Here is a 24,571-nt window from a genome sequence, read left to right on the forward strand (position 1 = left end):
TCGAGCGTTCCCCATTTCATGTCACGCTCGTCCCTCACCCCCAACCCCTCCCCCGGGGGGAGAGGGGAGCGTCGCGTCCGTACTGGACTGCCGTCCAATACGGAACGATCAATAGCAGCGAGATTCATGTCCGGCTCGGGTGCGAAAGCATATGCCGGATGAGCGCCGAAGTCGACGCATCGTGTGCGCCTTGCCGCGCCGGATCGGCTGCTTCGTCCAGTATGCGCTGGGCCAGCTGCTTGCCGAGCTCCACGCCCCACTGGTCGAAGGAATTGATGCCCCAGATCGTGCCTTGCACGTAGACCTTGTGCTCGTAGAGCGCGATCAATGCGCCCAGCGTATGCGGCGTGAGGCGATCGAACACGATCGAATTGGTCGGCCGGTTGCCGGGAAACACCTTGTGCGGCAGCAAGTGCTCGAGCGCCTCGCCTTCGAGGCCCTGCTGCTGCAGCTCCGCGCGCACTTCGGCCTGCGTTTTGCCGCGCATGAGCGCTTCGGTCTGGGCGATGAAATTCGCCAGCAGCAGCCGATGATGCTCGCCGATCGGGTTCTGACTATGGACCGGCGCGATGAAATCGGCCGGCACCAGCGGCGTTCCCTGATGCAGCAGCTGGTAGAACGCGTGCTGGCCGTTGGTGCCGGGCTCTCCCCAGACGATCGGGCAGGTCGCGTAGTCGACCGCTTCGCCGTCGCGGTTGACCGACTTGCCGTTGCTTTCCATTTCCAGTTGCTGCAGGTACGCGGGAAAGCGCGCGAGGTACTGATCGTAGGGCAGTACGGCGTGCGACCGGGTGCCGAAGAAATTCGTGTACCACACGCCGAGCAGCGCCAGCGTCACCGGCATGTTCGATTCCAGGGGTGCTGCGCGGAAGTGTGCGTCCATGGCGTTGGCGCCGGCAAGCATCTGCTCGAATCGATCCATGCCGATCGCCAGCGCCAGCGACAAGCCGATCGCCGACCACAGCGAATAACGCCCGCCGACCCAGTCCCAGAATTCGAACACGCGCGCAGGGTCGATGCCGAAGCGCCCGGTGGCGGCCAGGTTGGTGGAGAGCGCGGCGAAGTGATGGCCGACGGCGGCGTCCGAACCGAGCTCGGCTACGAGCCAGGCGCGCGCCGAGGCTGCATTGGCCAGCGTCTCCTGGGTCGTGAAGGTTTTCGAGGCGACGATGACGAGCGTGCTATCGGCTTGCACGCGCTTCAACACTTCGGCCAGATGCGTGCCGTCGACGTTGGAGACGAAATAGGGCGTGATGCGCGGATGTCGGTACGGTGTCAGCGCTTCGGTGGCCATCAGCGGGCCCAGGTCGGAGCCGCCGATGCCGATGTTGATCACGGATCGGATCGGCTTGCCGGTATAGCCGGCGATCGATCCGCTGCGAATGCTGTCGCTGAAGCGGCGCATCGCCTCTCGCACCCGCAGCACCGCCGGCATCACGTCCTGGCCATCGAGCAGCATCGGCGTCGTGGCGCGCAAGGCGACGTGCAAGGCGGCTCGGCCCTCGGTGTCGTTGATGCGGCTGCCGTTGAACATTTTTTCGATCCAGCCCGGCACGTCTTGCTGCCTCGCAAGCGCATGCAGCAACGGCATCGTTGCGTCGACGACCAGGTTCTTCGAGTAATCGAGCATGAGCCCTGCCCCTTGCAGGGTGTAGCGTTCGCTGCGCGGTGGCTCGGCGGCGAACAGTTCGCGCATGTGGACACCGTTGATGTCGGCGCGGTGCGCGGCGAGCGTTTTCCAGGCAGGCGATTCGGTCAGGCGTGACATGGCTACCTCGTTCGGCCACCTCGTTCAAAGGCGGCCACCTCGTTCGCAGACGATCATTCTAGCCGGCCGGATGAAACGAACCGAACGAACGGGTCATGGCCGTCCGCAACGATTTCCGGCATGGGGCGCAAAGTCCCCTGCGCAAATAAAAAGCCCCGTCGGGGACGGGGCCTGTGATTGCACGATCCGGGCGTGTCGAGAGCTCAGTGCGCTTTCTTCCTGGCGTTCTTCGCTACTTGCGCCGCGACTTGCGAGCCGTTGTTGACCGCGGCGTCCGTGGCCTGGCGCGCTACCTTGGCGAAGGTATCGTAGGCGCTATTGGCCATGACCAGCGCGGACTTGAAAGCGGCGAAGGCGGGTTCCGAGCCGGCCGGGGCGGCCTTGGCCGCCTTGTCCAGCGCCGCGATGAGCTCTTCGTTCACCTGCGTCAGCCGCGCTTCCACCAGCTTGTTGAGCTCGGTTTGCGCCTGCGTGGCAACCTCGTACACGCTGCGCGAATAGGCGAGTGCCTTGTCGATACCAGGCTGCGCGTCGCTCGATTGCAGCGCGACGAGATCCTGGACGTTCTTCGCTTCGGTCAGCGCCTTGGCCTTGCGCAGGCTTTCGTCCAGCGCCGCCTTGGCGGTCTTGAGATTCAGATCGATGAGACGCTCGGTGCTTTGCAACGTGATGTTGGCAACGCTCAGAGCCGCTTCCATGCTCGACTTGCCCAGCTGCATGAAACGTTCGGGTGCTTGCTCCATGATGGCCCTCTATTTGGCTGATATTGATGCAGTGCAACAAACGCGAGTCTAGAGGGGCTGTCACGACCTTGTCAAGCGATATTTCTGTGCTGCAGCATCCAGCAGCGGAGCGAACTTGGACGCGCGCTTACCGGGCCCGTTCGAATACCGCGGCGATGCCTTGCCCACCGCCGATGCACATGGTCACCAGCGCATAACGCCCGCCCGTACGCTGCAGCTCGTAAAGCGCCTTGACCGTCAGGATGCAGCCGGTGGCGCCGATCGGATGGCCCAGGGCGACGGCTCCGCCGTTGGGGTTGGTCTTGGCGCCCGGCAGCTTCAGGTCGCTTGCCACCGCGAGCGCCTGGACCGCGAAGGCTTCGTTGGACTCGACCACGTCGATGTCGTCGATGCCGAGCCTGGCCTCGGCGAGTGCCCGGGTGCAGGCGGGGACCGGTCCGATGCCCATGTACTTCGGATCGACGCCGGCGATGCTATAGGACATCAGGCGTGCCAGCGGCTTCAACCCGCTGGCCTTTGCCTTCTCGGCCGCCATCAGCACCACCGCGGCAGCGCCGTCGTTGATGCCCGAGGCGTTGCCCGCGGTGACCGATCCTTCCTTCTTGAAGGCGGCGCGCAATTTCGCCATCCCTTCGAGGCTGGCATCGGCTCGCGGATGCTCGTCGCGATCCACCACGATGCTGCCCCTGCGCGTCTTGATCTCCACCGGGACGATCTGCTCCTTGAAGCGCCCGGATTCGATCGCATGGATGGCGCGCCGGTGGCTTTCCACCGCGAACGCATCCTGTTCCTCGCGCGAGATGTTCCATTTCTCGGCGATGTTCTCCGCGGTGATGCCCATGTGCACGGTATCGAACGGATCGGTCAGCGCGCCGACCATCATGTCGACGACGCCGCCGTCGGCCATGCGTTGGCCCCAGCGCAGAGTCGGCAGCAGATAGCCGCCGCGACTCATCGACTCGACGCCGCCCGCGACCGCCGTATCGCAATCACCCGCTGCGATGCTCTGCGCGGCGCTGACGACCGCTTGCAGGCCGCTGCCGCATAGCCGATTGAGCGTGAGCGCAACCGTTTCCTGCCCGAGCCCCCCTTGGAGCGCGGCCACCCGCGACAGGTACATGTCCTTGGGCTCGGTATGGATCACGTTCCCGAACACCAGCTGGCCGACTTCTTCCGGCACAACTTTCGATCGCTTGACGGCTTCACGCACCACGGTCGCAGCCAGCTCCGTGGGCGCAACATCCTTCAACGCGCCGCCGTAGTCTCCGATCGCGGTGCGTGCGCCGCTCACTACCACCACTTCGCGTTTGCCGTCCATGATGCTCCTTTTCGCTCGCCGCCTCGGCCGGCACATTATAGTCCTCGGTGTAGCGTATCGACCCGCCACGCAGCTGCGACTGCCATCCCGGCTCTGAGCGATCGGTCAAGAGAAAAGCGCGCGACATTGCTCGGCGGTGAAGAGGTACAGCTGGCCGCAGAACTCGCATCTCACCTCCATCCGGCCGCGCTCGGCGAGCACTTCCTCGACTTCGCTGCGCCCAAGGCCGGTCAGCATGTTCTGCACGCGTTGGATCGAGCAGGAACAGGCGAAGCGCAACGCTCGCCCGTCGAACACGCGCACATCGTCCTGCGGGAACAGCCGGTGCAAGAGCGTCGGGACGGGCAGCTCGTGCAGCTCTTTCGCGCTCACGGTGCCCGCGAAATGTTGCACCCGGTTCCAATCGTCGGGGTCGGCGTCGGTACGGTCCGGGATACGCTGCAGCAGCAGACCGACCGCGGCTTCCGTATCGGCGTGCAGCAGCATGCGCGTTTCGAGTTGCTCGGATCGGCGCATGTAATCTTCGAGCGCTTGCGCCAGCGAATTGCTTTCCATCGGCACGATACCTTGGTACCTCGCGCCGCCGTTGCCGCCCAGCGTGATGACGCAGCGCCCGGTGCCGATCAGCTCGTTCAAGGGTGCTGCCGGGATCGGGTCGCTCCAGCGCGCGGTTCCGCGCAATCCGTAATCGCTGGAGCATTCGGCGAGCAGCAATTGGAGCGCGCCATCGCCTTGCATCTGCAGCAGCAGGCTGCCGTGCGTGCGCTTGAGCGTCGAAGCGAGCAGGGCCGCCGCAGCCAAGCCTTCGCCGAGCAACGATTCCACCACGCCCGGATAGGCGCGCAGCGTGCGCATGAAACGCCATGCCGCATCGAGCTGGACGATCGCGCCGCGTACCGCGACGTGCTCGAACATGAATCCGTGCAGGAAATCGCTCACGGCATTGACGCCAAGCGGCAGTGAACGATGCGAACGGCGAGCGACAGCGCTGAGCGCGCGTCAGATGCTGCACGCTCAGCGCCGAGGGGCAGCGCGCCTCGCACCGCAAGCTCCTCACGCGCAGCGACAACCGCGCCCAGTGTCGTGCGGGCAAGCGGTTGCGCATCCGCCGGCGCGATCGGGCGCGGATTGACTTTGTTGCAGTGCTCGTGTCTCATAGGCCGCGACGAATTATAGGACGCGTCGCCGCGACGCCCAGTCCTGCCCCTCCGCAACGAATTCCACGTCGAACCATGACGCCAGGCGCGCCGCCTTCGAGACCCGTACCGCAGTCGCCGATCGATCGCGGCGAGCGTTACGTAAGCCGCCTCACCAAGAACACGTACGCTCTCATCCTGGCCGGTGGCCGCGGCAGCCGGCTGCTGGGCCTGACCGACTGGCGCGCCAAGCCTGCCGTGCCGTTCGGCGGCAAGTTCCGCATCATCGATTTTCCGCTCTCGAACTGTGTCAACTCGGGCATTCGCCGCATCGGCGTGGCGACCCAGTACAAGGCGCAGAGCCTGATCCAGCATATCCAGCGCGGGTGGAGCTTTCTCGACGGGCGCATGAAGGAGTTCGTCGATATCCTGCCCGCGCAGCAACGCATCGTGGAAGCCTGGTACAAGGGCACCGCGGATGCCGTGTTCCAGAACCTCGACGTCCTGCGCGATTACGATCCGCAGTACATGCTGATCCTCGCCGGCGATCACGTGTACAAGATGGACTACGGGCGCATGCTCGCCTATCACGAGCAGACCGCGGCCGATGTGACGGTGGGCTGCATCGAGGTGACGGCGGAAGATGCACGCGCGTTCGGCGTCATGGGGGTCGACGAGAACGATCGCGTGGTCTCCTTCGTCGAGAAGCCTCCCCAGCCGCCGTGCGTACCCGGCAAGCCGGGTGTGGCGCTCGCCAGCATGGGCATCTACGTATTCAGCACCCGGTTCCTGTTCGAGCAGCTCATTCGCGACGCCGACGAACCGGGCTCGCAGCACGATTTCGGCAAGGACCTCATTCCGCACCTGGTGCCACGCTACCGCGTCTACGCGCATCGCTTCGGCGACTCCTGCGTGGGGAGCGAGAACGGCACGCCGTACTGGCGCGACGTCGGCACCGTCGACGCCTACTGGGAAGCCAACATGGAATTGACGCGCGTGACGCCCGCGCTCAATCTCTACGACGACGTATGGCCCATCTGGACCCATCAGGAGCAGCTGCCGCCGGCCAAGTTCGTATTCGACGACGACGACGGCCGCCGCGGCATGGCGATCGATTCGCTCGTATCCGGCGGCGACATCATCAGCGGCGGCACTGTGCGCCGTTCGCTGCTGTTCTCCAACGTGCGCGTCGACAACCGAGCCGTCATCGAAGATTGCGTCGTGCTGCCCGACGTGACGGTCGGAGCCGGCGTGGTATTGCGCAAGGTCGTGGTCGACAAGCGCTGCATCATTCCCGACGGCATGCAGATCGGCGTCGATGTGCAAGCCGACCGCGCCAGGAACTTCTTCGTCACTGAGCGGGGCGTTACGCTGGTCACTGCGGACAAGCTCGGCCAGCAGACGCATGTCACGCGCTGAGCCCGGCTTGCCCGGATATTTCACCAGGCCGGCCCGAAGCGTAACCAATAAATATCCGGGCCAGACGGCCGGTTTCGTGCTGCCGTGAGCCGACCGCTCGACCTGGTGCTGCTGTGGCACATGCACCAGCCCGATTATCGCGACCCCGCCAGCGGCGAGTTCCTGTTCCCGTGGGTGTATCTGCATGCGCTCAAGGACTACTCCGACATGGCGTGGCACCTCGAGCAGCGCACGGGCATGCATGCAACCGTCAACCTGGTGCCGGTTCTGCTGGATCAGATCGAAGATTACGCGCGCCAGTTCGAGAGCCGCGAGTTGCGCGATCCGCTCCTGCGGCTGCTCGTGCATGCCGATCCCGATCGCATGGACGAGACCGAGCGCGCGCTGGTGCTCGAGAGCTGTTTTCGCAGCAACCACGCTCGCATGATCGAGCCCTTTCCGGCCTATCGTGCCCTGCACGCGCTTTACCTGCAGTGCGAGGAGGGCGGAGACGCTTCATGCAGCTACCTGTCGGGCCAGTACCTCGCCGACCTGCTGACGTGGTATCACCTCGCGTGGACCGGCGAGTCGGTACGCAGGGAACACGCGCTCGTTGTGCAGCTCATGACGAAGGGATCGGAATTTTCGGCTGCGGACCGCGCGGCTCTGCTCGATCTGATCGGCCGCGTCGTGCGCGGTATCGTTCCGCGCTTTCGCGCGCTCGCGGCGAGCGGACGGGTCGAGCTCACCACTACGCCGCAGCAGCATCCGCTGGCGCCCTTGCTGCTCGATCTTGCCAGCGCGCGCCAGGCCGAACCGGGCATCGAGCTGCCGCATGAATTGTCGTATCCGGGCGGGCGCAGCCGGGTCGCAGCGCATCTCGGCTCCGCCATGACGAGCCACGAAGCGCGTTTCGGTGCGCGGCCCAAGGGCGTGTGGCCGGCCGAAGGCGCGCTATCGGATGCCTTCGTCGAAATGCTGACCGGCACGGCTTGTGCGTGGGCTGCGAGCAGCGAGACGGTGGCTGCGAACTCGTTGCGTTCGCTCGGGCGCGCCGCCGACGACAAGAACCGATTCCTGTACCGGCCGTACCAGACGAGCGGTCTCATGCTGCTGTTTCGCGACGACCGCTTGTCCGATCTGATCGGGTTCGAATACGCGAAATGGCATGGCAAGGACGCATCCAGCCATTTCGTCTCCGAGCTCGAAACGATCGCACGCGATGCGGCCGAAGGCGACGTGCCCTTGGTGAGCGTGATGCTCGACGGCGAGAACGCCTGGGAGTACTACCCGTACAACGGCTTTTACTTCCTGCAGGATCTTTATGGCGCGCTCGAGTCGCATGCATCGATCCGCACGCGGTTGCCGGTGCAGTGCCTGGAGCGCGTGCGCGAGCCGCTCGAACGCATCGTTGCCGGCAGCTGGGTCTACGGCACCTTCTCGACCTGGATCGGCTCGCACGACAAGAACCGCGCGTGGGGTCTTCTGTGCGCGGCCAAGCGCAGCTTCGACCTCGTGTCGGCGAGCGGGCGGCTCACGCCCTCCGAGCTGGCTGCGGCCGAGCGCCGGCTCGCCGTGTGCGAAGCCTCCGACTGGTTCTGGTGGTTCGGCGACTACAACCCGGCGCATGCGGTGGCGAGCTTCGATCGGCTTTTCCGGCGCAATCTGACCGAGCTCTATCGATTGCTCGAATTGCAACCTCCGGCCGAGTTGTTGCAGCCGATCAGTCACGGCGGTGGCGAACCCGAGGCCGGCGGCGCCATGCGGCGGGCGACATGAGCTTCCCGGGCGAGGGGGGCGACATGAGACTCCCGGGCGAGGGGCCCCACAAAGTGGGGATCGACCGCAAGTCGAGTGGCGCCAGGCGCCGCTGCTCCGGCGGTTCAGTTCGCTCGACGGTTCATGAGGCGCCCCGCTTGCGGGGATCGACCGCAAAGCGAATGGCGCCGGCGGCCGACGCCTTGGCGGATTGCCTGCGCTGTGCGTTCGGAGGACGCGCGACATGAGCTTCCCGCCCTACCGCAGCGGTTGCGGCGGCCCGTAGCCGTAGAGCCAGAAATACTCGTCGTTCTCTCCGGGCCGCGTTCCCTCCCATACCTGGTGCCAGCCGGGTGGAATTTCGGGCGGTTCCGAACGCTCGCCTTGCGCCAGCAGCAGATCGCAGGTGCGCCGGCGCTCGGGCGCTTCCTCGCGATAGGTCACGATGCCGCCGAAGTAGTGCAGCATGGCGCGCTGCGATTCGCCGAGGCCGCGGCTGGAAATGCAATCGTACCCGGCGGGCAGCGTCTGGACGAGCTCGGCCACCATGCTGCGGTAGCTCTTGCTCGTATCGGCATAGTCCAGGAACAGGGTATTGAGCAATCCCCAGATGAGCGTCATGCCGGCCGCCCATACGACGACCGGACGCTCCAGCATGCGCTCGAGCTTCGCCAGCAACGCGACCCAGAGGCCGCAGAAAGCGATGGCGGCCAGCAGTGGCAACCAGCGCACGTGGCTGTCGTAAGCGGGCTGCAGCTTGTGAAGATGGCGTGAGAGTCGCCCGGGGATGCCGAGCTCGAGCCCGCTCCAGTACACCCAGGCTACAACGGCGAAGAAACTGAAGCCCATCACGCCGAACCAGTACATCGAGTTGGATGCGCCGCGACGCATGTTGTCGACCGCCGGCGCGGCCAGCAAGGCGAGCGGCACGAGCAGTGGCATGGCATGCAGCTCGCGCATGGGCCCGCACGCGCTGAGGACCATGAGCGCCACCGCGAACACGACTACCGGAAGCTGAACTGCCGGCCGGCCGAAATGGGACACGCGGGTTCCCCATAACACCCAAAGCGCGAGCGGCAGCGACGGCCATGCGTACCACGGCAGGATGCGAAGATAGTGCAGGCGATCGTTATGAAAGCTCGCCTCCTGGGTACCGAGGAAGCAGGCGGACGTATGTGTCCACCACTGCCAGAAGAGCTCGCTCGATTGCGAGTAAAGGGCGAGGGGCCAGATCAGAAGCCAGGGCACAACCGCGCCCAGCGCGGCGGCCGCGCCGGGCAGCGTCGCACGCCGGCGCCAGGCCCGGCACCCCAGCACCAGGATTGCAGCCGCGAGGGCGAGCACGCCCGGCGCGAACAGGCCCTTCGCCATGAAGCACAGGCCCGCCCCGGTGCCGAGCCATAGGCCGCCGGCGATCGCCCGCCGCGGCATCAGGGCGAGTCCGTAGCAGCCGATGGCGAAGCCGGCGACCAAGGCGCTGTCGGCAATCAGCTGATGAGCGCGCACGGCGAGCCCGACCGATCCGAGCAACAGCAAGGTGGCAACCCAGCCTCGATTGCGGCCGTGCAACTCTCGTCCCGCGGCCGCGGTGAAGCCGAACATAATCGCAATGTATGCCGCCGTTGCGAGCCGGGCGCCGTCGTGCACGGGAAGCAGGAAGGAAAACGCCTTTGCGAATAGCGCCGCGGTCAGTATGTAGAGCGGCGGCTGCTGCATGAACGGTTCGCCCGCAAGCATCGGCACGGTCCAGCTGCCGCCTTGCAAGACTGAATAGACCAGGCCGAAGGTATACGCTTCGTCCGGCTTCCAGGGATCGTGACCCATCAGCCCGGGGATGATCCAGGCTGCGCAGATCGACAAGGTAAGAGCGACCATGACGTTGTTGTTGGCGGGTCGCTCGGTTCGAATCGCGTTCAGCACCGGCATATTCTACGTGAACGCCGCCTGCATGGTTTCGATCGGGCACGGGCCAAATCCTGATGCGGTACGCCCAGCAGGCGCGAATTCACGCTGGCTTGCTTCGGGTTGGCTGCCACCGCGTGCGAGTCACCCCGGTCGATCTTCCTCGGCGCATTGCTTCGTGGCCATCGTGCTGTCGGCGGCGCTGCTTGAACTACAATTCGTACCGTATCGAGTTGCCGCAAACCTGTCCCGCCTTGATCACTCTGCGCAACCTCTCCATCGTCCGGGGCGCTCGCGTGCTTGCCTCGGAAGTGAATCTCACCTTGCATGCCGGCAGCCGCATCGGCGTGGTCGGTTCGAACGGCTGCGGCAAGTCGACGCTGCTCGCGCTTCTTGCCGGCGACCTGGGCGCCGAAAGCGGCGACATCGACATGCCGCCCGGGCTTGCGATCGCGCGCGTGCTGCAGGACACGCCCGCGGTCGAACGCGCGGCAATCGACTACGTGCTCGACGGCGACGCAGATCTGCGCGCCGTGCAGGCGGCACTGGATGAGGCGCAGGCGGCGCATCACGGCGGCGAGGTGGCCCGACTGCATGACAAGCTCGAAGCGATCGATGGCTACCGCGCGCAGAGTCGAGCAGCGACGCTCTTGCATGGTCTCGGCTTTGCGTTCGAGGAGCATTCGGCGCCGGTGGCCTCGTTCTCGGGCGGTTGGCGCATGCGCCTGAATCTCGCCCGAGCATTGATCGCGCGTTCGGATCTGTTGTTGCTCGACGAGCCGACCAATCACCTGGACCTGGATGCCATCGTCTGGCTCGAGCGCTGGCTTGCCGGCTATCCCGGGACGTTGTTTCTGGTCTCGCACGACCGGGAGTTTCTCGATGCGACCGTCCAGCGCGTGCTGCACTTCGATGGCCGCACCATCGTGAGCTACAGCGGTAACTACGCCGCGTTCGAAACGGCGCGTGCGGGGGCGCTGGCCACGCAGCAGGCCGCGTACGCGAAGCAGCAACGCGAGATCGAGCACCTGCGCCGGTTCGTGGACCGGTTTCGTGCCAAGGCGACCAAGGCCAGCCAGGCGCAAAGCCGGCTCAAGGCGCTTGCGCGCATGGAGGCGATCGCACCAGCCCACGTCGACTCGGCGTTCGGTTTCCGCTTCGATTCGCCGACGGCCGCGCCCAGTCCGCTGATCGTTCTGCAAGGCGCGAGATTGGGCTACGGCGAGCGCACGGTACTGCACGAAGTCGAGCTCTCCATCCTGCCCGGTTCGCGCCTTGCGCTGCTGGGACGCAACGGCGCCGGCAAGTCGACCCTGGTGAAGGCGCTCGCCGCTGCCGAATCGCCACTCGCGGGCAAGCGCACCGAGGGACGAGGGCTCGCGATCGGCTACTTCGCGCAGCATCAGCTGGAGCAGCTGCGCGACGACGAAAGCGCATTGCAGCATCTAATGCGGACAAATGCGCGGACCAATGCGCGGACCAATGCGCGGACCAATGCGCGGATCGATGCGGACGCCCGCGAGCAGGATCTGCGCGACTACCTCGGGCGGTTCGGATTCGGCGGCGATCAGGCGTTGGTGCCGGTCGGCTCGTTCTCCGGCGGAGAGCGCTCGCGGCTCGCGCTGGCGCTGATCGTGCGCCGGCGTCCCAACCTGCTGCTGCTGGACGAGCCCACCAATCATCTCGACCTTGAGATGCGGCATGCGCTCACGCTGGCGCTGCAGGAATACGAGGGCGCGGTGGTGCTGGTCTCGCACGACCGGCACATGGTGCGCACGACCGCCGACGAGCTTTGGCTGGTGGCCGGCGGGCGGGTTTCTCCGTTCGATGGCGATCTGGATGACTATCGCGCCTGGCTCCAGTCCGACAAGCCTGCCCGTCCAGGCTCGGCCGACGCCCGCGCGGGCCGCAAAGAGGAGCGGCGGGAACGTGCACGGCGCCAGGACGAAGCCGCCGCCCGGCGCCGTCCGCTCGAGAGCGAGATTCGCGCGCTCGAAAATGAGATGGACGCGCTCGGCGACGAAACCGACGCCATCGATGGCAGGCTGATCGAGGCCGCGTCCGGCAGTGTCGATGCCGGCGTCATTGCGGATTTGCAGAAGCGCCGGGCAGAAATCGCGACGAGAGTGCAGGTAGCCGAGGAACGCTGGTACGAACTGCAGGACGCATTGAGCGTGCTGGAGCAGGCCTGACTCGGATGTCGAGTCGATGGCGGATGCGAGCGCAGCGCTGTCGACAGGTGCCCAGGTTGAACGCGCCGGAATGGCGCAATTGCACCCGATCGATGTGGCTGCGCGCAGCGCTTTCGCGCGTCCGCGTTCACGATTAGAATTACAGCCGTCATCGGGGAGTAGCCGACCCGCGGTTCGAGCAGGTGAATGCGCGGGTGGATGCGTCAACACACTTGGCCGCAAGGTCATGGCGTATCCGGCGTGTGACGCCTGGCGAGACCTTTGGCATCGACGGGCCGCTTGAGGGATCGGGCGGGGCTCGTCGTGCCAACGGTTCTGCGCCCGTCCCCACACGAGGTTACCCCGGTGCCCGCCTTGCTCACTTCGACTGCCGTCGTCGCGGTTGCCGAGATCGGCGACAAAACCCAACTGCTTTCGTTGCTGCTTGCGGCCCGCTACCGGCGGCCGCTGCCGATCATCGCCGCCATCCTGCTCGCCACGATCGCCAACCATGCGCTCGCCGCCTGGATCGGCGACCGGATCGCCGCGGAGCTCGGATCGCAAGGACTGCGCTGGCTGCTCGGGATCTCGTTCAGCGCCATCGCCGTGTGGGCGCTATGGCCGGATCGAATGGACGGCGAGGTCCACGCCAGCGCCAGGCTGGGCGTGTTTGCCACTTCGCTCCTGGCTTTCTTCCTGGCCGAGATGGGAGACAAGACGCAGGTAGCCACCGTGGCGTTGGCTGCACGCTATGGCGATCTCTACTGGGTGCTGGTCGGCACGACGCTCGGCATGATGTGCGCCAACGTTCCCGCCGTCCTGCTTGGCGAGCGGGTGATCCGGCTTTGCCCGATGAAATACATACGCTGGCTGGCCGCCGCGATCTTCGCCATAGTGGGGGTGGCGGCTGTCGTCGCCCCGGTCGCCTGAAAAGAAAAAAGCAGCCGACGCTGCTTTTTTCCGAGCCTACGCAGGCGCGAATCAGGCCGCCTTGGCTCCCGTGCGGGCATATTTCTGCTTGAAGCGCTCCACGCGCCCCGCGGTATCGACGATCTTCTGCTTGCCGGTGTAGAACGGGTGGCACGCCGAGCAGACCTCGACATGCAACGCCCGCCCCATGGTCGAGCGCGTGGTGAACGTATTGCCGCAACTGCAGGTGACGGCGATATCCGAATACTTCGGATGACCTTTTTCCTTCATGGCGTGCTCCAGGGCTTGTGCCAGTAATCGTCAATTATCTGCGACAGATGGCCTTATGCGCAATTGTCAAAGCCTACCCGTGGCTTAGGAAACCGCCATATCGGGGCATCGGCGGAAAGATCAAGCCGGGGGTTTGGCAGCAATCCTTGCTTCATCGAGCCGAAGAAGTGGCGCGCGGCCCACGGCGAGGTGTTTTGCTAACCTCGCTTCATCGAATCGAAGAAGTCCCCATTGGTCTTGGTGGCCCTGACCTTGTCGATCAGGAATTCGGCCGCTTCCAGCTCGTCCATCGGGTAGAGGAGCTTGCGCAGCACCCAGACCTTGGTGAGGATTTCGGGCTTGAGCAGGAGCTCCTCGCGCCGCGTGCCGGAGCGGTTGACGTTGATGGCGGGGAAGATCCGCTTCTCGTGCATGCGCCGGTCGAGGTGGATTTCCATGTTGCCGGTGCCCTTGAATTCCTCGTAGATCACGTCGTCCATGCGCGAACCGGTATCGATGAGCGCGGTGGCGATGATCGTGAGCGAGCCGCCTTCCTCGATGTTGCGGGCGGCGCCGAAGAACCGTTTCGGGCGCTGCAGCGCATTGGCATCGACGCCGCCGGTCAGCACCTTGCCGGAGGCGGGAACGACGGTGTTATAGGCGCGAGCAAGCCGGGTGATGGAATCGAGCAGGATGACGACGTCCTTGCGATGCTCGACCAGGCGCTTTGCCTTCTCGATCACCATCTCGGCCACCTGCACGTGCCGCGTTGCCGGCTCGTCGAAGGTCGAGGAGACCACCTCGCCCTTCACCGAGCGCTGCATCTCGGTCACTTCCTCCGGGCGCTCGTCGATTAGCAGCACGATCAGCATCACCTCGGGGTGATTCGCCGTGATCGAGTGCGCGATGTGCTGCAGCATCACGGTCTTGCCCGCCTTGGGCGGCGAGACGATGAGGCCACGCTGGCCTTTGCCGACCGGCGCGATGATATCGATGATGCGGCCGGTCAGGTTCTCCTCCGCCTTGATGTCGCGCTCGAGCTTGAGATGGTCGGTGGGGTGGAGGGGCGTGAGGTTCTCGAACAGGATCTTGTGCTTGGCGTTCTCGGGCGGCTCGGAATTGACCTTGTCGACCTTCACCAGCGCGAAGTAGCGCTCGCCGTCCTTGGGGGTGCGAATCTCGCCCTCGATCGTATCCCCGGTATGCAGATTGAAACGCCGGATCTGCGACGGGCTGACGTAGATGTCGTCGGTGCCCGCGAGGTACGAAGTATCGGGCGATCGCAGGAAGCCGAAGCCGTCCGGGAGCACTTCGAGGGTGCCGCCGCCATGGATCGTTTCACCCTTGCGCGCGTGATTCTTCAGCAGCGCGAAGATGAGATCCTGCTTGCGCATGCGGTTCGCGCCGTCGATCTCGTTCTTGACGGCCATATCCACGAGTTCGCCCACGTGGAGGTTCTTCAACTCGGACAAATGCATAGACGGGAGCCTGGGAGTCGTCCCCTCGGGAGACGAGGATTCGGATCGAGGTGTTGGCGCAGCAGGGATTTCGTCTGGAAGCACGAGGGCCCGCGGGATGGCAGCGGGAGAGACTTCCGACTTGTTTCGGGAAAGACTAGCCGGTTCAGATATTGCTGTCAATGAACGCGGTGAGCTGGGACTTCGATACTGCGCCCACCTTGGTGGCTTCGGCGTTGCCGTTCTTGAACAGGATCAGGGTCGGGATGCCCCGAATGCCGTACTTCGGCGGGATTGCCTGGCTCTGGTCGACGTTGACCTTGGCGACTTTGAGCCGGCCCGAATATTCCTTGGCGATCTCGTCGAGCGTGGGTGCGATCATCTTGCACGGGCCGCACCATTCCGCCCAGAAATCCACCAGCACGGGGGTGCCGGATTTCAAAACTTCTGCGTCGAACGTCTCGTCGCTGACGTGAAGGACATGTTCGCTCATGGATGGACCAGGGGGTGACCAGGGATGAATGCGATGCTGCGGGCCGCTATTCGGTAGTCGATTCGGCGCGGTCCGATTCCTATGCTACCCAAATTCGGCCAGGGTGGGAAGAAATACGGCTCCAGCCTTGGTGAGCGCGACCCATCTGTTAGAATTCTCCGATTGCGCCGCAACACCGAGTTTTTCTCATGACTTACGTCGTTACCGAGTCTTGCATCAAGTGCAAGTATACCGATTGCGTGGATGTCTGCCCGGTCGATTGCTTCCGCGAAGGCCCCAATTTCCTGGCGATCGACCCGGATGAGTGCATCGATTGCACGTTGTGCGTCGCGGAATGCCCGGTCGAGGCCATCTACGCCGAAGACGACGTGCCGGAAAACCAGCGGGCTTTCATCCAGATCAACGCCGAGCTGGCCAAGGCCTGGCCGCCGATCATCGAGAAGAAGCCTGCGCCGTCGGACGCCGACGAGTGGACGAAGGTCAAGGACAAGCGCGACCTGCTCGACAAAGGTTAGCGTCCCGCCCTGCCGGGCCAGTTCGCTGCAGCCTCGGCAGCCCGGGCGCATGGCGTCCCCTCGAACCACCCGATGACCTTGCCGCTGTGAAGCGCTGAATATGGCGACGCCCGGCGCGGTCATCATTTCCACGTACCCCGCTCCCTGCCTGCTTTCGGCAGCGTGCCGGCACATCGTCCGGGACGTCGCGCAAGGCCGCGATCTTTCGCGCATCACGGTGCTGCTCCCGGATTTGCACGCGGCGCCGGCGTTCGCACGGGCGCTGCACGCGCGCGTCGGCGCTGCGGCGCTGCTCCCGCGCCTGACCAGCCTGCGCCAGTGGGCCTCCGAGGTGCCACTCGGCCGGCCGGCACTCGCCGCCTCTACCCGCAAGGCGGCGATCTACCCACTCGCCGCCTCTGCCCGTGAGGCGGCGATACACCCGATGCCCGCCTCGGCCCGCGAGGCGGCGATCTACCATGCGCTCGCCGAGCGGCGCTGGTTCCAGGATCAGGATTTGTGGTCGGTCGCCGCGGAGCTCTCCGTGCTGTTCGACGAGCTGACCCGTTGGCATGTCGGCTTGCCCGCATCCGCGGAAGATTTCGCGCGGCGGCTGGAGCAGGCTTACGAGGCCCGCGCAGGCGCCAGGTTCGCCTTCGAGGCGCGCCTGGTGCACGAGCTGTGGCATGCGCTGGACGCGGACGCAAGCCATGTGGAGGCGGCGTATCAGCTTCGGCTCGGTATACTCGGCCGCGAGGTGATCGATCCTATCTATGCGCTCGGTCTGGCGCAGCTTGCGCCGGCCGAAACCCAGTTTCTGCAGCGCTGCGCCGAGCGGGTGCCGGTCGTTCGCATCGTCGAGGAAACCGCGGAGCAGTCGCTCGGAGCGTTCGAACGCACGCTGCGCGCGGCCTGGCCCGAGGTCGTCGTTGCAGCCCTGGGCGATCGTGCCCAAGCCTTGCGGCAAATGAGCCCCGAATCGGGGCTCGGCGGCCGCGTGCGTTTCTGTGGCGCCACCGAAGCCGAGCAGGAGGCGCAGATCATCGCCGCCAGCGTGCGCGGCTGGCTGCGCGGCGGTCGCAGCAGCATAGCGGTGGTCGCGCTCGATCGCGTGGTGGCGCGACGCGCTCGGGCGCTGCTCGAACGCGCGCAGGTGCTGGTGCGCGACGAAGCGGGCTGGCCGCTGTCCACCACGAGCGCGGCAACCGCGGTCGGACGCTGGCTCGATCTCGCGACCAACGACTGCCATCACCGCGATCTGCTCGACCTGCTCAAGTCGCCGTTTGCGTTCGCGGATTGGCCACGCCCGCAGCGCCAGCGCACCGTCTGGCGCTTCGAGCAGGCGTTGCGCCGCGCCAGCATTCGGGCAGGCCTAGAGCGCTATCTCGAGCTCGCGGAGCGAAGCGGCGACGGCGCAGCGAGACAGATGCTGCTGCGCCTCCAGCGCGGTGCACAGGCGCTTGCCCGCATGCGCCGCAAGAGCCTCTCCGGCTGGCTCGTGGCCCTACGTTCGAGCTTGAGAGAGATCGGCGTGCAGCGCGGGTTCGCGGCCGATGCCGCGGGCGTTCAAGTACTGGAACTGATCGACACGCTCGCAGCCGAGCTTGCCGGCGATCGCATCGCCGTGGACTTTCGCGAGTTCCGGCGCTGGCTGGCGCGGCGGCTGGAAGCGGCCGCGTTTCGGGATTCGAGCATCGACAGTCCGGTGGTGTTCACGTCGCTCGAGGCGACCCGCCTGCGCAGCTTCGATGCGACGCTGATCCTGGGCGCGGATGCGAGCCGGCTGCCGGGCAGCAGCGCGGCGGGCATGTTCTTCAACCAGCGCGTGCGGCGCGATCTCGGCTTGCCCGGCCTGGAAGCGCATGTCCGCGACGTGCAGGATCTGCTGATCGGCCTGCTCGCGCGCAGCGGCGAAACGCTCGTGACGTGGCAACGCACCGTTGCCGGAGAGCCCAATCTGATCTCGCCGCTGTTCGAACGGCTGCGCGCGCTGCACGAGCTGGCGTGGGCGGACCCGCTCGACGATGCAGGCCCGGCGCAGCCGATCGAGCCGCACCGGTGGCTCGATCGGGAGGACGCGGCGCTTGGGCAGGACGCGGCGCTTGGGCAGGACGCGGCGCTTGGGCCGGCCACGCCGCCCGCACCGCGCGTTCCTGCTTCCCGTGTTCCGCAAGCCATCAGTGCGAGCAGCTACAACACGCTGCTGGCGTGTCCTTATCGTTTCTACGCCCGCTATGCGCTGGGCCTGCGCGAGAGCGACGAAGTGCAGGAAGAGCTGGAGAAGCGCGATTACGGCACGCTCGTGCACGAGATCCTGACCCGGTTCCACCGCGCTCACCCCTGTCTGCTCGAGCTCGGGCCCGAGGCTGCCGAGGGCGCGTTGCGGGCGCTTTCGGATGCGGTATTCGCCGACGAGATCGCGCAGAACTACATCGCCAGGGCCTGGCTCGCGCGCTGGCGCGCACTGATCCCCCGCTACGTCGCGTGGCAGCGCGAGCGGGAAGCGCAGGGCTGGCGATTCCACGCCGGCGAGGCCGACCGCAGCGTGACGATTCACACGCCCGCCGGCAGAACCTTCTCCTTGCGCGGGCGCATCGATCGGGTCGACGTGCGCGCCGACGGCGCCGTAGCCGTGGTCGACTACAAGACCCGGGCGCGCACCAAGCTGGCGGCGGAGCTCGCAAGTGCCGGCGAGGACGTGCAGTTGCCGGTGTACGCTTTGCTTTGGGACGAACCGGTATCCGAGGCGTTGTACCTCGCGATGGACCTGGAGGAAGTGGAGCCGGTCGCGCTGGAGCACGACGTGGCGCTTCATGCCGCCGAGGTGCGCAGCCGCCTGACGGAGCTCGTGGATCGCATCAGCGACGGTGCGCCGCTGCCCGCCCAAGGCATCGAGGCGGTGTGCGCGTATTGCGAGATGCACGGCTTGTGCCGGCGCAGGCATTGGTCGTGAGCGACACCCGCACTAGCGCGCTCGATCCTTCCGCGCTCGAAGCTTCCGCGCTCGATCCAGCGCACAGCGTGGTGGTCGAAGCCTGCGCCGGTAGCGGCAAGACCTGGTTGCTGGTATCGCGCGTGCTGCGGTTGCTGCTCGCCGGCATCGAGCCGGGAGAGATTCTCGCGATCACCTTCACCCGCCAGGCGGCGCAGGAAATGGCCGACCGGCTGCATCAGTGGCTGCGCTTTCTCGCCACGGCCAGTGACGCTTCGGTACGTGCGTTCCTGGCGAGCCGCGCAGTGCCGGGAGCCGAGATCGATGCGGCGCTCGTACGCGGGCGCGCACTATACGAGCGGGTGCTGATCGCACAACCGCCGCTCACCATCGCGACCTTTCATAGCTGGTTCCTGCAGTTGCTGCGCAGCGCCCCGCTGGAGGCGGCTGCGATCGGCAACGTGTCGCTGATCGAGCGGACGTCGGCGTTGCTGGCGGAAGCCTGGACACTGTTCGAGGAAGCTTGCCGCCGCCAATCGGACAGCAAGGCGGCCCGGGCGCTCGACTTCCTGTTCGAGCGCTACGGCCTGTACCCCACCCGTCTCCTGCTCGAGCGCTTCGTGCAGCACCGCGCCGACTGGTGGGCATATGCCGGCCGGGACGCGGATGCGACCGAGCGCGCATTGGCTCGGCAGGCGGCGGAGCTTGGATTTCCCGCGGGAACCGATGTCATCGCCGCGCTCTTCGCACAGAGCAAGTTCCTCGCCGAGGTGCGCGAACTGTGCGGGTTGCTTGCGCGCAATACCAAGCATGAGCAATCGTGCGCTGAACGGTTGGCGGCCGGTCTTGAACACGGCGATCACGAGGCGGCTTTTGCCGCCCTGTGCCGGGCATTGCTCACGGAGAGGAACGAACGCCGCGTAAAGAAGGTAGCCGCTGCGCAGGCCGGTCGGCTCGGCGGTGCGGGCGAAGCGCGCTACCTCGAGCTGTGCGAGCGGCTCGCCGACCGCGCCCTCGAAGCGCTCGCAGCCAGCGCCGATCAGGCAAGCTATCGCGCCAACGCAGCCGGGCTGGTCGCAGGCAGCGCCTTGCTCGAGCACTACCAGGGGCTCAAGCAGGACCGGCAGGTGGTCGACTTCGCCGACATCGAGTGGCTCGCCTACGAGCTGCTCGTGCGCGAAGACCATGCGGTGACGATGCACTTCAAGCTCGACAGCCGCTATCGCCACATCCTGCTCGACGAGTTCCAGGACACCAACCCGCTGCAGTGGCTTGCCCTGGAAGCCTGGTTCGACGCGGCGGCGCAGGCCGATTCGACGCCGGGGGTGTTCCTGGTAGGCGACCCGAAGCAGGCGATCTTTCGCTTCCGCCGCGCTGATGCGCGCCTGTTCGAGGCGGCGCGCGAGTGGCTGAGGCGCAGCCACGGCGCAGCCGTGCACTCGCACGACGAATCGCGCCGCTGCGCCCAGCCCGTGCTCGACGTGGCAAACCGCCTGTTCCAGCGCGAGCCGGCGTATGCGGATTTCATGCCGCATCGCGCGCATGACCCGACGCTGCCGGGCAGGGTCGAAGTCTTGCCGCTCGCTCGCCAAGCCGAGCCGGTTCCCGTGGCTGCGGTCGCAGGGTTGCGCGATCCGCTGCGATCGGCGCGCGAAGTGGCCGAAGACACGAGGCGCGAGCGCGAGGCCCGCATGCTGGTGACGCGCCTGGCCGAGATCGTCGGACGCTGGTCCATCGCCGATGCACCGGATCGCAGCCGCACGCGCTCGGTGCGCTATGGCGATGTGATGATTCTCGTGCGCCGGCGCACACACCTGCAGATCTACGAGCGTGCCTTGCGCCATGCAGGCATGCCGTTCGTCACCTCGCGCCAGGGCGGATTGCTCGATACCCTGGAGGCGGCCGATCTCATGGCGCTGCTGGAATTCCTGGTCTCGCCGTTCGACGATCTCGCCCTCGCGCACGCGCTTCGGAGCCCGATATTCGGCTGCAGCGACGAGGACCTGATGCGGATCGCGCAGGCCTCCGGGAACGCCTGGTGGGAACGCCTGGAGCGCCTGACCGACGCGGCGCCCGATGCGCGATTGCGCCGCGCGCGTGAGCTCCTCGCCCGCTGGCTGGACTGGGCGGACCGTTTGCCGGTGCACGACACGCTCGACCGCATCTATTTCGAAGGCGACGTGATGCGCCGCTACCAGGCTTCGGTGCCTGTTGCCATGCGCGCTGCCGTTGTAGCTAATTTGAATGCCTTTATTCAACGCGCGCTCGACGTGGATTCGGGTCGCTACCCGAGCCTGCCGCGCTTTCTCGCCGAGCTGCGCGACCTGCTCGGAGCGCCGGCCGACGAAGCGCCCGACGAGGGCGCTGTCGCGTGCGGGTCCGACGCGATCCGGATCATGACGGTGCACGGCGCAAAGGGGCTGGAAGCGCCGCTCGTGTGGCTGCTGGACACGGCCGCCGTGCGACCCGCGGAGCGCGGCTTCGATGTGCTGGCGCAATGGGAACCGGGGCAGTGCGCGCCGCTCGCTTTTTCGCTCTCGACGCGTAGTGCCGAACGCAGCCGCGCGCAGCGCCGGCAGCTCGAGGCCGAAGCCCGCTACGCCGAGCGGGAGGAATTGAACCTGCTTTATGTCGCGATGACGCGCGCGCGCCAGGCGCTTTTTGTGAGCGGCTGCGAGGTGCGCGGCGTTGCCGGCTCCTGGTATGGACGCGTCCGCTCCGCGGTCGTCGCCGCAGCCGGATGCGCCGACCGGGCCGAGATGGCCGTCTGTCATGGCGACGAGCTGGCAGCCGGCGGCGTGCCGCCCGAGCGGCAGGTCTCGGCGCCGGCGCCGGCCGCGGCTGCGGCAAGCGATCCGCCGCAGCCGGTCGGGCGCCGGCGCGATACGCTCGCCTCGCCGGGCCAGCGCTATGGCGTCGCCTTTCATCTCGTCATGCAGCATGCGACGAGCGGTGCGCAAGCCAATGCAGTCGAGCTGGCCCAGCGCCTCGGATTGCCGCTTGCCCAGGTCGAACCGATGTGGGAGCAGGCACGCCGATTGATGGCGGACCCCGAGCTCGCCAGACTGTTCGATCCCAGCCGCTACCAGCGCGCGCTCGACGAGTGGCCGATCATCACCGCCAGCGGCGAATTGCGCCGGGTGGACCGCATGGTCGAGCTCGACGGCGAAGTCTGGGTGCTGGACTACAAGACCGGGAGCCGCGCCGCGATTGCGGGGGCTGCGCTCGAGGCCGAGTACCGGGCCCAGGTGCAGAGCTACTGCGCGGTTCTGCGCTCGGTGTTTCCCACCAAGCCGGTGTTCGGCCTGGTGCTGTTCGCCGACGGCTCGCGCATTCCGATCGATGAGTCGGGCACGACGCAGCCGCCTTGATGGCGTCCCCAGGTTCCGCGGCCGGAAGGCGCTTTATCCTCGGGTAGCAACTGGCTTTGCCCCCGCGCAATACCGTACGGGTAAGTCAGGTTCGACAGAAGACTAGTGTGCAAACCCGTAAGGGTATGTCGGGCTCGACAGAAAACCAGTGCAAACAATTTCGTTTACGGGTAACGTACGGGCCCGTTTTCCATCCATGCCATGCAGGAGACCGTAATGTCGTCGAAGTCCCGATTTTGTATTGCATCGTATGCCGCCGTGGCAGCCGCAGCCGCAGCCGTGGCCATCGGTGCATCAGCGTACGCGCAGCAGTATCCCTCGAAGATCGTGCGCGTGATCGTTCCGTTCGCGCCGGGCGGCGGCAGCGACATCAGCGCCCGCCGCTTCTCCGCCAAGCTTACCGAGGTGCTCGGGCAACAGTTCGTGGTCGACAACCGTGGTGGCGCGGCCGGGCTGATCGGCATGGAGCAGACCGCGAGAGCTACGCCCGACGGGTACACCGTCATGATCATGTCGGGGAGCTTCTCCGCCACAAGAGCACCGGCGCCGGCATGGCCGACATTCTTTCGGGTCAGGTGCCGATCATCGTCGGCAGCCTGCTGCCGGTCTCGCCGCACGTGAAATCCGGCAAGCTGCGTGCGCTCGGCGTCACGACGCCGAAGCGCTGGTATTCGATGCCCGACGTTCCCGCCATCGCGGAAACCTATCCGGGCTTCGACGTGGTGCTGTGGTTCGGCTTGATGGCGCCCAAAGGAACGCCGCAACCGGCCATCGACCGCCTCAACGGCGCGATCAATCAGATCCTCAAGATGGAAGATGTCAAGACCAGCCTCGACCGCGAAGGCATGCAAGCCACCGGCGGCGCGCCGGAAGCGTTCGGCAAGCGCATCCGCGACGACTACGCGCGCTGGATGAAGCTCGTGAAGGAACGCAACATCGTCATCAAGTAATCGCGGCGGCGCCGGTGAATATCATTGTCATGCCGGGCGACGACTCGGCCCGGAGATCGATCGCGCGGCGCTTGCCGCGCTGAACGCGGCCGACGAGGCGCAGCCGCTGCGCGCTATCCTGTAGGCACACGATTACTCATTGGAGGAGGAAATCATGCGCCTATGCATCGCAGGAGCTCTCGCAACCATCGCCGGCGTTACACCCGCGCTCGCTGGAGGCTATCCCGAACGCGGCGTCAGCATGGTGGTGGCTTTTTCGGCCGGCGGTGCAACCGACCACATGGCGCGGCTGCTCGCGCAGCGGATGACGCAGCTGTGGAGCCAGCCGGTGGTCGTGCTCAATCGCCCTGGCGCCGGAGGCAACATCGGCGCGGAATCCGTGGTGCGCGCGGCGCCCGACGGCTATACCTTGCTCGTCGGTACGACCGCATTGGCGATCAGTCCGAGCCTGTACAAGAACCTTTCCTACGACGTGCTGAAGGATCTCGCCCCCGTGACTCAGCTCACCATCACGCCCAACGTGCTGGTGGTGCACCCCTCGGTGCCGGCGCGCTCGGTGCGCGAGCTGATCGAGCTGGCCCGGCGCCAGCCGGGCTCGCTCGTCGACGCCTCCCGCCGGTCGCGGGACATCGAACCACATGGCGTTCGTGCTGTTCTCGATGCTGACCAAGACCGACATCCTGCACGTGCCGTACAAGGGGGCGGCGCCGGCGCTCACCGCGGTGGTGGGCGGCGAGGGCGCGATGACTTTCGTGCCGATCAACGCGGCGATTCCGCTGGTGAAAAACGGCCGCCTGCGCCCGCTCGGCGTGACCACGGCAAAGCGCGCCAGCACGTTGCCGAACGTGCCCACCATCGCCGAAGGCGGCGTCCCGGGCTATGAGGCCTCGTCCTGGACCGGCATCCTGGCGCCGGCCGCAACCCCGCCGGCGATCGTGCAGCGCATCCATGCCACCATTGCCGAGAGCGTTCGCAACCCGAAGATGCGCGCTGCGATGCAGGCCTCGGGCCTGGACCCGCTGGTCAGCACACCGCAGCAGTTCGCGCAAAGCCTGCGCGCGGAGATCGCGAAATGGGCCAAGGTCGCGAAAGCGGCCGGCCTGGCCGCGCGGTAGCGCAGCCTAGCGCGCGAGCAGCGCTTCGATCTCGGAAAACGTCTGCGCGATTTCGGCCGGGTTGACCGACTGCGGGTTGACGCCGAGGCTACGGGCGATCTGCGTGGCGGAAAAGATGCCGCGGATGCGCCCGTCGGGGTCGGTTACCAGCGCATGCCGGCGCCCGCTCTGGCGCAGCGTGGCCACCACGTGCCCGACTTTCGCCGCGCGCACATCGCCGAAATCGAGCGCTTCCAGCTTGTCTCCAGGGGTCATGACATCCTGGACGATGATCTCCTCGTGCCGCACGCCGTGGGCCTCGACGAAGCGCATCGGTTTTTCGCCCAGGATGTCGTAGGTGGTGACCAGCCCGAGCAGGCGCCGTTGCCCGTCGATCACGCCCACCG

General features: G+C 66.3%; 20 protein-coding genes. 11 read left to right on the top strand and 9 right to left on the bottom strand.

Annotated elements, in window-relative coordinates; all coding sequences use genetic code 11:
* Positions 1 to 124 precede the first annotated feature (124 nt).
* The 4 genes from GEV05_04200 to GEV05_04215 form a co-directional block, all read right to left on the bottom strand.
* Positions 125 to 1,768: a glucose-6-phosphate isomerase gene (locus GEV05_04200; protein ID MPZ42601.1), complete on the bottom strand. Its 1,644-nt coding sequence runs from the start codon at positions 1,766 to 1,768 to the stop codon at positions 125 to 127.
* A gap of 203 nt (positions 1,769 to 1,971) precedes the next feature.
* Positions 1,972 to 2,511, bottom strand: a complete 540-nt coding sequence (locus GEV05_04205; protein ID MPZ42602.1) for a phasin family protein — start codon at positions 2,509 to 2,511, stop codon at positions 1,972 to 1,974.
* 127 nt (positions 2,512 to 2,638) lie between these two features.
* The gene (locus tag GEV05_04210) at positions 2,639 to 3,829 is read right to left on the bottom strand and encodes an acetyl-CoA C-acyltransferase (protein ID MPZ42603.1); all 1,191 of its coding nucleotides are present in this window, start codon (positions 3,827 to 3,829) and stop codon (positions 2,639 to 2,641) included.
* A gap of 105 nt (positions 3,830 to 3,934) precedes the next feature.
* Complete coding sequence (locus tag GEV05_04215) at positions 3,935 to 4,768, bottom strand: redox-regulated molecular chaperone Hsp33 (GenBank protein ID MPZ42604.1); 834 nt, start codon at positions 4,766 to 4,768, stop codon at positions 3,935 to 3,937.
* A gap of 293 nt (positions 4,769 to 5,061) precedes the next feature.
* Here GEV05_04215 and glgC point away from each other — a divergent pair, with 293 nt between their 5' ends.
* Complete coding sequence (glgC, locus tag GEV05_04220; GenBank protein MPZ42605.1) at positions 5,062 to 6,384, top strand: glucose-1-phosphate adenylyltransferase; 1,323 nt, start codon at positions 5,062 to 5,064, stop codon at positions 6,382 to 6,384.
* Between the two features lie 120 nt (positions 6,385 to 6,504).
* Entirely contained in the window at positions 6,505 to 8,142 is a 1,638-nt protein-coding gene (locus GEV05_04225) for a glycoside hydrolase (GenBank protein ID MPZ42606.1), read from the top strand.
* A 237-nt stretch (positions 8,143 to 8,379) separates the two neighbouring features.
* Here the strand turns inward: GEV05_04225 and GEV05_04230 are convergent, their stop codons facing one another.
* On the bottom strand, positions 8,380 to 10,041 hold the full coding sequence (locus GEV05_04230; protein ID MPZ42607.1) for a glycosyltransferase family 39 protein: 1,662 nt from the start codon (positions 10,039 to 10,041) through the stop codon (positions 8,380 to 8,382).
* A gap of 236 nt (positions 10,042 to 10,277) precedes the next feature.
* Between GEV05_04230 and GEV05_04235 the strand changes: the two genes are divergently transcribed.
* Positions 10,278 to 12,215: an ATP-binding cassette domain-containing protein gene (locus tag GEV05_04235; protein ID MPZ42608.1), complete on the top strand. Its 1,938-nt coding sequence runs from the start codon at positions 10,278 to 10,280 to the stop codon at positions 12,213 to 12,215.
* A gap of 345 nt (positions 12,216 to 12,560) precedes the next feature.
* Positions 12,561 to 13,124 carry a UPF0016 domain-containing protein gene (locus tag GEV05_04240; protein ID MPZ42609.1) on the top strand — a complete coding sequence of 188 codons (564 nt, stop codon included), beginning with the start codon at positions 12,561 to 12,563 and terminating at the stop codon, positions 13,122 to 13,124.
* Between the two features lie 51 nt (positions 13,125 to 13,175).
* On the opposite strand, the gene rpmE is transcribed toward GEV05_04240, so the two are convergent.
* The 3 genes from rpmE to trxA form a co-directional block, all read right to left on the bottom strand.
* The gene (gene rpmE / locus GEV05_04245; GenBank protein MPZ42610.1) at positions 13,176 to 13,394 is read right to left on the bottom strand and encodes a 50S ribosomal protein L31; all 219 of its coding nucleotides are present in this window, start codon (positions 13,392 to 13,394) and stop codon (positions 13,176 to 13,178) included.
* 197 nt (positions 13,395 to 13,591) lie between these two features.
* Positions 13,592 to 14,851, bottom strand: a complete 1,260-nt coding sequence (locus GEV05_04250; GenBank protein ID MPZ42611.1) for a transcription termination factor Rho — start codon at positions 14,849 to 14,851, stop codon at positions 13,592 to 13,594.
* 145 nt (positions 14,852 to 14,996) lie between these two features.
* Complete coding sequence (trxA, locus tag GEV05_04255) at positions 14,997 to 15,323, bottom strand: thioredoxin TrxA (GenBank protein ID MPZ42612.1); 327 nt, start codon at positions 15,321 to 15,323, stop codon at positions 14,997 to 14,999.
* Between the two features lie 188 nt (positions 15,324 to 15,511).
* On the opposite strand from trxA, the gene GEV05_04260 reads away from it, so the two are divergent.
* The 7 genes from GEV05_04260 (at position 15,512) to GEV05_04290 (ending at position 24,185) form a co-directional block, all read left to right on the top strand.
* A complete protein-coding gene (locus tag GEV05_04260) occupies positions 15,512 to 15,838 on the top strand; it encodes a DUF3470 domain-containing protein (GenBank protein ID MPZ42613.1) in 327 nt (108 codons plus the stop codon).
* A 100-nt stretch (positions 15,839 to 15,938) separates the two neighbouring features.
* Entirely contained in the window at positions 15,939 to 18,770 is a 2,832-nt protein-coding gene (locus GEV05_04265; protein ID MPZ42614.1) for a hypothetical protein, read from the top strand.
* Positions 18,719 to 22,120 (top strand): AAA family ATPase, encoded by a 3,402-nt coding sequence (locus GEV05_04270; GenBank protein ID MPZ42615.1) that lies wholly within the window; start codon positions 18,719 to 18,721, stop codon positions 22,118 to 22,120. The genes GEV05_04265 and GEV05_04270 overlap by 52 nt, the downstream gene beginning before the upstream one ends.
* 201 nt (positions 22,121 to 22,321) lie before the next feature.
* The gene (locus GEV05_04275) at positions 22,322 to 22,741 is read left to right on the top strand and encodes a hypothetical protein (GenBank protein MPZ42616.1); all 420 of its coding nucleotides are present in this window, start codon (positions 22,322 to 22,324) and stop codon (positions 22,739 to 22,741) included.
* On the top strand, positions 22,672 to 23,070 hold the full coding sequence (locus tag GEV05_04280; GenBank protein MPZ42617.1) for a hypothetical protein: 399 nt from the start codon (positions 22,672 to 22,674) through the stop codon (positions 23,068 to 23,070). Before GEV05_04275 ends, GEV05_04280 begins: the two co-directional genes overlap by 70 nt.
* A 154-nt stretch (positions 23,071 to 23,224) precedes the next feature.
* Positions 23,225 to 23,953: a hypothetical protein gene (locus GEV05_04285; GenBank protein ID MPZ42618.1), complete on the top strand. Its 729-nt coding sequence runs from the start codon at positions 23,225 to 23,227 to the stop codon at positions 23,951 to 23,953.
* Positions 23,709 to 24,185 (top strand): hypothetical protein, encoded by a 477-nt coding sequence (locus GEV05_04290; protein MPZ42619.1) that lies wholly within the window; start codon positions 23,709 to 23,711, stop codon positions 24,183 to 24,185. Before GEV05_04285 ends, GEV05_04290 begins: the two co-directional genes overlap by 245 nt.
* A 6-nt stretch (positions 24,186 to 24,191) precedes the next feature.
* On the opposite strand, the gene GEV05_04295 is transcribed toward GEV05_04290, so the two are convergent.
* Positions 24,192 to 24,569 (bottom strand): CBS domain-containing protein, encoded by a 378-nt coding sequence (locus tag GEV05_04295; GenBank protein ID MPZ42620.1) that lies wholly within the window; start codon positions 24,567 to 24,569, stop codon positions 24,192 to 24,194.
* Between the last annotated feature and the right edge of the window lie 2 nt (positions 24,570 to 24,571).

Source organism: Betaproteobacteria bacterium, assembly GCA_009377585.1.
Taxonomy (GTDB): Bacteria; Pseudomonadota; Gammaproteobacteria; order Burkholderiales; family WYBJ01; genus WYBJ01.

Coding starts and splice junctions, on each gene's coding strand:
- GEV05_04200 (MPZ42601.1), bottom strand. CDS start 1,768: ATGTCACGCCTGACCGAATCGCCTGCCTGGAAAACGCTCGCCGCGCAC.
- GEV05_04205 (MPZ42602.1), bottom strand. CDS start 2,511: ATGGAGCAAGCACCCGAACGTTTCATGCAGCTGGGCAAGTCGAGCATG.
- GEV05_04210 (MPZ42603.1), bottom strand. CDS start 3,829: ATGGACGGCAAACGCGAAGTGGTGGTAGTGAGCGGCGCACGCACCGCG.
- glgC (MPZ42605.1), top strand. CDS start 5,062: ATGACGCCAGGCGCGCCGCCTTCGAGACCCGTACCGCAGTCGCCGATC.
- GEV05_04225 (MPZ42606.1), top strand. CDS start 6,505: ATGCACCAGCCCGATTATCGCGACCCCGCCAGCGGCGAGTTCCTGTTC.
- rpmE (MPZ42610.1), bottom strand. CDS start 13,394: ATGAAGGAAAAAGGTCATCCGAAGTATTCGGATATCGCCGTCACCTGC.
- GEV05_04250 (MPZ42611.1), bottom strand. CDS start 14,851: ATGCATTTGTCCGAGTTGAAGAACCTCCACGTGGGCGAACTCGTGGAT.
- trxA (MPZ42612.1), bottom strand. CDS start 15,323: ATGAGCGAACATGTCCTTCACGTCAGCGACGAGACGTTCGACGCAGAA.
- GEV05_04260 (MPZ42613.1), top strand. CDS start 15,512: ATGACTTACGTCGTTACCGAGTCTTGCATCAAGTGCAAGTATACCGAT.
- GEV05_04265 (MPZ42614.1), top strand. CDS start 15,939: ATGGCGACGCCCGGCGCGGTCATCATTTCCACGTACCCCGCTCCCTGC.
- GEV05_04275 (MPZ42616.1), top strand. CDS start 22,322: ATGCAGGAGACCGTAATGTCGTCGAAGTCCCGATTTTGTATTGCATCG.
- GEV05_04280 (MPZ42617.1), top strand. CDS start 22,672: ATGGCCGACATTCTTTCGGGTCAGGTGCCGATCATCGTCGGCAGCCTG.
- GEV05_04285 (MPZ42618.1), top strand. CDS start 23,225: ATGCGCCTATGCATCGCAGGAGCTCTCGCAACCATCGCCGGCGTTACA.
- GEV05_04290 (MPZ42619.1), top strand. CDS start 23,709: ATGGCGTTCGTGCTGTTCTCGATGCTGACCAAGACCGACATCCTGCAC.